Here is an 8017-nt window from a genome sequence, read left to right on the forward strand (position 1 = left end):
CCTGTGTCAACATCCAAACAGGTGCGGAACTTCCGGGGGGAACCGAGTGACGCTGCGCGGACGGTTGACCACCGCTTTCCTCGCGGTCGTGCTCGGCCCGGTACTGCTCGGCGCCTTCTTCGTCGGCAGCACCATGGCGGCCGTCGCCCACCAGCGGTCGGTGGAGCGGCTCAACCTCGCCGCCTCGGCCGCCCGGACCTCCGTCGGTGCGCTCTGCCAGCAGCTCCGCGCGACGGTCGACGTGCTCGCGATGACCCCGGAGGCGGCGACCCGGGCCGGCGCGGCCAGCCAGCTCGTCACCCGGGGGGTCGCCAGCGCGGTCCGGATCACCGACACCGCCGGGCAGACCACCTTCGTGACCCCCGAGGCGCCCCCCGCGCCGTGGACGGACTGCACCGGCCGGACCCCGCCCGGCATACCGGCCCGGGTCCTCGCCGCCCGGGTCGAGCTGCGCGACGTCAGCGGCGCCGACCTCGGTGCGGTGATCGCCGCCCAGCTTCTCGACACCGCGTTCGTGGCCCGGCTCGCCGCCGTCACCGGTACCGCCGTCACGCTCCTCGACGACCGGTCCGTCCCGGCGGCGGTCACGCACACGACCGAGGCGACGACCACCCGGGACGCCGTGCTCGCCGCAGCCAGCCGGATTGCCGGTGACACGGTCGCGGAGACCGCCGACGGCCGTTACGTACGGCGGGTCGGCCCGTCCCCCGGGCAACCCCTGCCACTGGTGCTCTCCGTGCCCGCCGAGCATCCACAGGGCCTCTACGCGGTCCTCGTCGGCGCGGTCGTCCTCGCCGGCCTGCTCGCCGTGCTGACCGCCTGGCGGCTGGCCCGGATCACCACCCGACCACTCGCCGAACTGGCCCACGCCGTCGACCGGGTGGCGCACGGTGACCTGGCCGCCCGGGTCCCGGTGCGGACCCGGGACGAGGTGGGCCGGCTGGCCAGCACGTTCAACCGGATGACCCGGGAGACCGAGTCCTACGTGCGGGCGCTGACCACCAGCCGGGACCAGCTCCGGGGACACCTGGCGGTGCTCGGTGACACCCTGGCCAGTACCCACGACCTGCCCCGCATCCTGCGGGTGATCCTGCGCAGCGCGATGACCGCGACCGGTGCCCGGGCCGGCCTGGTGCTGCTGGTCGACCCGGTGGGCGGCGCCCTGGTCGGGCAGTGTGCCGAAGGACTGGACGGGCGGTGGCCGGTACCGGTGGGCCACGGTCCCCACCCGGGCCCGGTGGATCCGAGGTCGTTACGGGTGCCGTTGGGCAGCGGGGTGCTCGGTGCCGTCGCCGCCACCGGCGAGCCGCAGCGCGGCCGGCCCGGATCGACCGGTACCCCCGGGTCCACGGGCGAGCCGCGCTGCGACACCTACATAGCGGTGCCGTTCGCGGCGCCCGGTCCGACCGGCGCGGAGCCACCCCTGGTGATCGTCGGGAACGGCGCCCGGGCGGTGGCCGGCAACGGTGCCCGCACCGCTGACGGTAACGGCGCCCGGATGGCCGGAGAGGGTTCCCGGATGGCCGGGGAGAGTGCCCGGGTGGCCGGGGAGACCGGTCGGGCCGGGACCGGATCCGGCCCCGCGCTCGGGGTACTGGTCCTCTACGACCGGCTCGGCGGTGACGACTTCGACGACGCCGACCTGGACACCCTGCGGACCTTCGCCGGGCACGCCGCCGTGGCGGTGGAGAACGTCCGGGTGCACGAGGAGGTGCAGCGGCTCTCCCTGACCGACCCGCTGACCGGCCTGTGGAACTACCGCTACCTGAAGGAGTCGATGCGCCGGGAGGTGGAGCGGGCCAACCGCTTCGGCCGGATGCTCAGCGTGCTCGCCCTCGACCTGGACCGGTTCAAGGAGGTCAACGACACCCACGGGCACGCAGCCGGGGACGCCGTGCTCGCCGAGTTCGCCGGCCGGCTGCGCGCCGAGATCCGCGAGGTGGACCTGGCGTTCCGCTCCGGCGGCGAGGAGTTCGTCGTACTGCTGCCGGAGACCGACGCGCGGGGGGCGACGATCGTCGCCGAACGGCTCGGTGCGGCGATCCGGGCCACCCCGGTCACCGTCCACCCGCACCCCGGTACCCCGGTCGGCCCCGGGCCGGTGGAGGTGGCCATCGCGGTGACGGTCTCCATCGGCATCGCGGTCTTCCCCGACCACGCCGCCACCGGACAGCAGGTCCTGGACGCCGCCGACGACGCGCTCTACGCCGCGAAGGCGGGCGGCCGGGACACGTACCGGCTGGCCACCGCGCTCCCGGTGCCGCCGACCGGCGACGCCCCGGTGCCGGCCGCTGCGGGTACCCCGGACGACGGCCGGCCGGTGGCCGACGGCCGTGCCGGTGCGTCCCCCGGCGGCGCGTCTTGCGGGCCACAACCGCCACGACAGAGCCGTGGCCGATAGTCTCGCGACATGTCGGAGCACTCAGCGTCCCCAGCAACGGCGACCTCCACCCCAGGCACGTCGGGGCGGGCGGTCAAAGCCGTCATCCCCGCCGCCGGCCTGGCGACCCGGTTCCTGCCCGCGACGAAGGTGGTACCGAAGGAGCTGCTGCCGGTCGTCGACCGCCCCGTACTGCAGTACATCGTGGAGGAGGCTGCCGCGGCCGGTATCACCGACGTCCTGCTGATCACCGGTCGGGGCAAGACGGCCATGGTCGACCACTTCGACAGCCGACCCGACCTGGAGGCCCGGCTCGCCGAGAAGGGCGACGAGGAGCGGTTGGCCGAGGTACGCCGCCCGGGTGAACTGGCCGCGATCTACACCACCCGCCAGCCCGAGCAGCTCGGCCTCGGGCACGCGGTCGGGTTCGCCGAGGCGCACGTCGGCGACGAGCCCTTCGCGGTGCTGCTCGGCGACGAGTTCGTCAAGCCCTCCGAGCCGCTGCTGCCGGCCATGCTCGACCTCCAGGCCCGCACCGGCGGCATCGTGCTGGCCTTCTTCGAGGTCGACCCGGCCGAGACCAAGCGGTACGGCATCGCCTCCGTCGAACCGGCCGAGGAGGGCCTGTCCGACCTCGGCGAGGTGGTCCGGGTGACCGGCCTGGTGGAGAAGCCGAAGCCGGAGGACGCGCCGAGCAACCTCGCCGTCCTCGGCCGGTACGTCCTGCCGGGGCGGATCTTCGAGGCGATCCGGCAGACGAAGCCCGGCAGCGGTGGCGAGATCCAGCTGACCGACGCCATGGGGCTGCTGCTCGACGAGGGCACACCGGTGCACGCCATCGTCTACCGGGGCACCCGGTACGACACCGGCATGCCGCTGGGGTACCTGCAGACCGTGGTGCAGATCGCCTGCGAGCGTGCGGACCTCGGCGCGGACTTCCGCCGGTGGCTCGGTGAGTTCGTGAACCCGGGCGGATCTGGTACATGACAGCGACGGCCGACGCCGAGGCGGCCGCGAACGAGTTGACGCCGCTCGCCGACTACCTGGGCAGCGTGCTGCGCAGGTTACGCGCGCTGCCCCCACTCGACCTCGACCTCACCCAGGCGTACGGCAACGTCCTCGCCGAGGACGTCGTCGCGCCGCACTCGTTCCCGGCCTTCGACCAGGCCGCCGTGGACGGGTACGCGGCCCGCTGGGAGGACATCGCGGGCGCCGGCCGGGGTTACGCCCCCGCCGGCACGTCCGTACCCGTGCGGCTGAACGTGGTCGGCGACCTGGGTGCGGCGAGCTGGCGGCCGGTCCGGCTGACCCCGGGCTCGTGCTTCTCCGTGGCCGCCGGTGCACCCCTGCCGCTCGCCGCCGACGTGGTCGTACCGGTCGAGTGGACCGACCAGGGCATGGCCGCGGTGGAGATCTACCGCACCCCCAAGCGGGGATTCGGGGTGCGCCGGGCCGGGGAGGAGCTGCCGGCCGGCACCCTGCTCGCCCGCGCCGGCTCCTACATCTCACCCGCCCTGGTCGCGGTCTTCGCGGCCACCGGGATCGGGCACGTCGTGGTCCGACCCAGTCCCCGCGTGGTGATCGTGGCCACCGGTGACGAACTGGTCGATGTCGGCCGGGCCAGTCAGCCCGGCCAGATCGTCGACGCCAACTCGCACGCGTTGACCGCCGCCGCCGCCGAGGTCGGCGCGCTGGCGTACCGGATCGGCATCTGCGACGACGACCCCGAGGGACTGCGGGGGCTCCTTGAGGACCAGACGTTACGGGCCGACCTGATCATCACCACCGGCGGGACGGGTACCGGTCCGGGGGACATGGTCCGGCGGATCCTGTCCCGCCGGGAGGGCGGCCGTGCGGGACCGGTCGCCTTCACCGAGGTCGCCCTCTACCCCGGCACCGCACTGGGATTCGGTACGGTCGGTGCCGAGGAGGTGCCGGTGGTCTGTCTACCCGGTGATCCCGGGGCCGCGCTGATCGGCTTCGAGGTGCTGGCCCGGCCGGCGATCCAGCTACTCGCCGGTGCCGAGCCGGTGTTCCGGCCGAGTGTCCGGGCCCATCTGCTGGAGACCGTCTCGTCGCCGCGCGGGCTGCGCGAGTTCCGCCCCGCGCACGTCGCCGAGCGGCGCGGCGGCGGGTACACCGTGCAGCCGCTGCGCGGCGGCCCGTTCACCCTCTCCGGCCTGGCCGAGGCGAACGGGCTGCTGGTGCTCGGGGAACGGGTCACCACGGCGGCGGCCGGCTCGACCGTGGACGTGCTCCTGCTGGACCGGCGCCGGTGAGGGCGGTCGGCTGGCCGGTCACCCTGATGGATGGTCCGGTGCTGCTGCGGCCGTACCGGCGGTCCGACGCGGCGGCCTGGTCGGAGGTGCGGCGCGCCAACCAGGCCTGGCTGGCGCCCTGGGAGTCGTCGGTCGCCGGGCGGTGGGACGAGTACAACTCGCCCGCCGCATTCCGGTACGTCCATCGTGACCAGCGCCGGTCCGCCCGGCGGGGCGAGGGCATGCCATTCGCCGTCTGCCTGTACGAGAACGGCCGGGAACGGCTGGTCGGCCACCTCAACCTGGGTAACATCGTCCGGCGCGCGTTCTGTTCGGCGTACGCCGGATACTGGGTGGACGGCCGGGTGGCCGGCCGGGGCGTGACCCCGACCGCGCTGGCCCTCGCCGTGGACCACGCCTTCGGCCCCGGTGGCCTGCACCGTATCGAGGTGAACATCCGGCCGGAGAACGGCCCGTCCCGGCGGGTGGTGGAGAAGCTGGGCTTCCGCGAGGAGGCGTACCACGCCCGGTACATGCACATCGATGGCGCCTGGCGTGACCACATCGGATACGCGATGACCAGCGAGGATGTCGCCGCCGAGGGAGGCCTGCTGGCCCGCTGGCACCGGCTGCGTGCCCTGGCCAGGTGATCTGCGCGGCTCTTCCGGGTCCGGCGCGGCGCACAATCTTCCTGGTCGACGGCCCGTAACCTCAAGTAACTGGTAGATGCGGCGGCTGGCGCCTGCCCGCACGATCTGCGTACCGAGCCCTACTCGGGTGAAGATCCTGCGGCAGGCGGGCGGTTGCCCGAACTGGCTGACGGGAGGGGTGAGGGTGCCGACCTCGGTGCTCCTCGCCGTCCTCGCCGCCGCCGGTCTGCTCGCCCTCGCGCCGGCGCTGGTCCGTCGGTACGACGCCACGGAGCGGCTGGTGGCGGAGCGGGCGCAGTCGACGGCGCGGGTGCTCCAGCGCCGCCGACGGACCCGTACTGTCCCGGGCCGGCGGCCGGTCAACCCGTGGCGCAGCCAGATCCGTCCACTTCCCGCCCAGGCGCCGGACGCGACCGGGAGCGCTGCCGGTCAGCGCGGCGGCCGTGGTGCGGGTGCGGTGGGTGCAGCCGGTTCGGTCTCCGCCCCGCCCGCGACCGGGCGCCGTCGTGGCGGCCTACGCATCGTGCCCCGGCAGGTGGGCCGCGCCCGGCGCCGTCCGCCCCGGCGCAGGCACGCCCCCGTCGTGTACCGCCGACGACGGGTCCTCGCCGCCCTGCTCCTGCTCAACCTGGTCGAGCTGGTCGGGGTGGTGGTGGTCAGCCCCGGCTTCTGGATCGGCTTCTCGGTCACCGTCAGCCTGCTCGGCGCGTACGTCGTACACCTGCGGGGTCAGGTCCTGGCCGAGCGGCGCCGGCGGCGGGCGCGGGCGCGCGAGGCGGCCTGGCTGGCGGCCCGGCAGGCCGAGGTACGCCGGGAGCAGGCCCGCCGGGCAGCCCAACGCCGGGAGGCGCAGCGCCGGCTGGCCGCCCAACGGGAGGCGGTACGCCGGGCGGCGATGGGGCTGGACCGGCCGGACGACGGGCCGGCGGCGGCGAGTGGGGGCGGGTCGGTCTCCTACCGGCGCTCCGGTGGCCTGCGTGGTCGCGCCTACGAGGCCGGCCGCGGCTCCCACTCCGCCTGACCCCCCGCCCAGCCCCGCCTTTGCCCGTCTTTGCCCCGTCGATCATGGACTTGTGGTGCCCCACAAAACCCCCTTAACGGGGTGAAAAGGCCACCACAAGTCCATGATCGACCGGCAGGGGCGGGTGGTGAGGTGGACACGCGGGGGTGATTCGCGGGGTGGGCACCCGACCTGTTAGCCTTGTCGCCGGCCGCCCTTCCGGAGGCGGCCGGCGCCGGTGTGAGACTGTGACCGGCGGAGGGGCTGTGGCGCAGACCGGTAGCGCACCTCGTTCGCATCGAGGGGGTCAGGGGTTCAAATCCCCTCAGCTCCACCAATACCATCAATGACCAGCGGAAACGCTGGTCATTGATCATTTGGCACAGATCCGGCACAACTCAGCCCGGAAGCTTCACCCCAGAGCGGCTACCCGCAGCCTCCCGAAGCGCCGTGCTGACGATGTTGCGACGGCGGTTCTTCTTCGGCCACCAGTGCACGTACGTCTCCAGCGTGATCCGCAGACTTGAGTGACGTAAAGCGTTCTGTACGTCGGTGGGATCTGCGCCCGAGGTGATCAGACGGGTAGCAAAGTAGTGCCGCAGGGAGTGAAAGGTGCCTTCCTCCGGCCACCCCGCCGCCTTGCGCCAAGTCCGCCACAGGTCAGACCAGCGCTGATCATGAAGCGGCTTGCCCTGCTCATCGGTGAACAGCAGAGGAACGGCCCGCCGCTTCGGCTGCTTCCCGGGATCGGGAGTGCCCCCAGTGATGTCCGGCAGTTCCACCAACGCGGGCGGGTACTTGCGGACATGCTCCGCGAGCACCAACGCCACATGATCGTCAAGGTCCACATCACCAACGGAGCCAGCCTTCGGCGGAGCGAGGTAGAACCCGCCGTACTGGCCCTTGTGGAAGCGGAGCTGCTGAACCACATGCAGCTCCTGACGAGGCCCGTCGACGCACCGCACCCCGTCTTCTAGGCCGAGGACTTCACCCAGCCGCAGCCCTTCACCCACGCCGCACCAGATGGCCGCCTGGTAGCGGTCGGGCACGACGCCGACCAGGGCGAGCATGTCCTCATCGGTGGGCACCCACTTCGGTGCCCGGGAGAAGCCCCGCAGGATCGCGGACAGACGTACTGCCTTGCAGGGGTTGTCGGAGATGATCCGGTCTGCAACAGCGGCATTCATGACGGCGTTGAAGAGGTCGAGGTAGGTCTTCACTGAAGACTGCGCGACGTTGTTGCGCAGGAGCAGCGCCACCCATTCCAGCACGTCGGTGACCGTGATCGCCCGCATCTGTCGCTTGCCCACGTGCGGATAGAGGTGATGCCGCAGACGTGACTCCGTGTGACGCTGATAGTCCAACGCCTGCCCAATCTGACGCGAGAGCCGCCACCGTTCGCCGTACTCACGGAAGGTGACCTGTCGTTCGGCCTGGTCGGTCTTGGTCTCTTTGGCGATGCCCGAGCGGCATTCAAGGGCGGGCCTGCGGCCCGCCGCCGTGCTTGCGCCGGGACGCGCGTGCGGCGTGGCGGCCGGTCACGCCCCGGCGCGCACGGCGTGGCGGTGAGGGAGCCATAGGCGCAGCCGCAGCGCGGCGCCGGACCCACCAGGCGGACACGTGGCACCGTCAGGCCCGACGAGGCCGCCGCAGATTTGCCGCAGGCTGTGGTTCCCCTCGTAACGTGGAGGCCAGGACTTGAGGGATAGAGGCTCATGGCTGAAACGAG

General features: G+C 72.9%; 6 protein-coding genes and 1 tRNA gene. 6 read left to right on the plus strand and 1 reads right to left on the minus strand.

Features of this window, described 5'->3' with window-relative positions; genetic code table 11:
- Window positions 1-46 precede the first annotated feature (46 nt).
- From V6U90_RS20800 to V6U90_RS20825, 6 genes are all read left to right on the plus strand, one after another.
- A complete protein-coding gene (locus V6U90_RS20800) occupies window positions 47-2401 on the plus strand; it encodes a diguanylate cyclase (RefSeq protein ID WP_334439151.1) in 2355 nt (784 codons plus the stop codon).
- Between the two features lie 9 nt (window positions 2402-2410).
- Complete coding sequence (locus tag V6U90_RS20805) at window positions 2411-3367, plus strand: UTP--glucose-1-phosphate uridylyltransferase (RefSeq protein WP_334439153.1); 957 nt, start codon at window positions 2411-2413, stop codon at window positions 3365-3367.
- Window positions 3364-4659: a molybdopterin molybdotransferase MoeA gene (locus V6U90_RS20810; protein WP_334439155.1), complete on the plus strand. Its 1296-nt coding sequence runs from the start codon at window positions 3364-3366 to the stop codon at window positions 4657-4659. Before V6U90_RS20805 ends, V6U90_RS20810 begins: the two co-directional genes overlap by 4 nt.
- Before the next feature lie 26 nt (window positions 4660-4685).
- The gene (locus tag V6U90_RS20815) at window positions 4686-5288 is read left to right on the plus strand and encodes a GNAT family N-acetyltransferase (protein WP_334439181.1); all 603 of its coding nucleotides are present in this window, start codon (window positions 4686-4688) and stop codon (window positions 5286-5288) included.
- Window positions 5289-5466: 178 nt separating this feature from the next.
- On the plus strand, window positions 5467-6309 hold the full coding sequence (sepX, locus tag V6U90_RS20820; RefSeq protein ID WP_442933633.1) for a divisome protein SepX/GlpR: 843 nt from the start codon (window positions 5467-5469) through the stop codon (window positions 6307-6309).
- Window positions 6310-6548: 239 nt separating this feature from the next.
- Window positions 6549-6625 (plus strand) — tRNA-Ala (locus V6U90_RS20825).
- Between the two features lie 61 nt (window positions 6626-6686).
- Here the strand turns inward: V6U90_RS20825 and V6U90_RS20830 are convergent.
- Window positions 6687-7748 (minus strand): tyrosine-type recombinase/integrase, encoded by a 1062-nt coding sequence (locus V6U90_RS20830; protein WP_442933635.1) that lies wholly within the window; start codon window positions 7746-7748, stop codon window positions 6687-6689.
- Window positions 7749-8017 lie beyond the last annotated feature (269 nt).

Origin of the sequence: Micromonospora sp. CPCC 206060, from assembly GCF_036906895.1 — a bacterium.
Taxonomy (GTDB): Bacteria; Actinomycetota; Actinomycetes; order Mycobacteriales; family Micromonosporaceae; genus Micromonospora.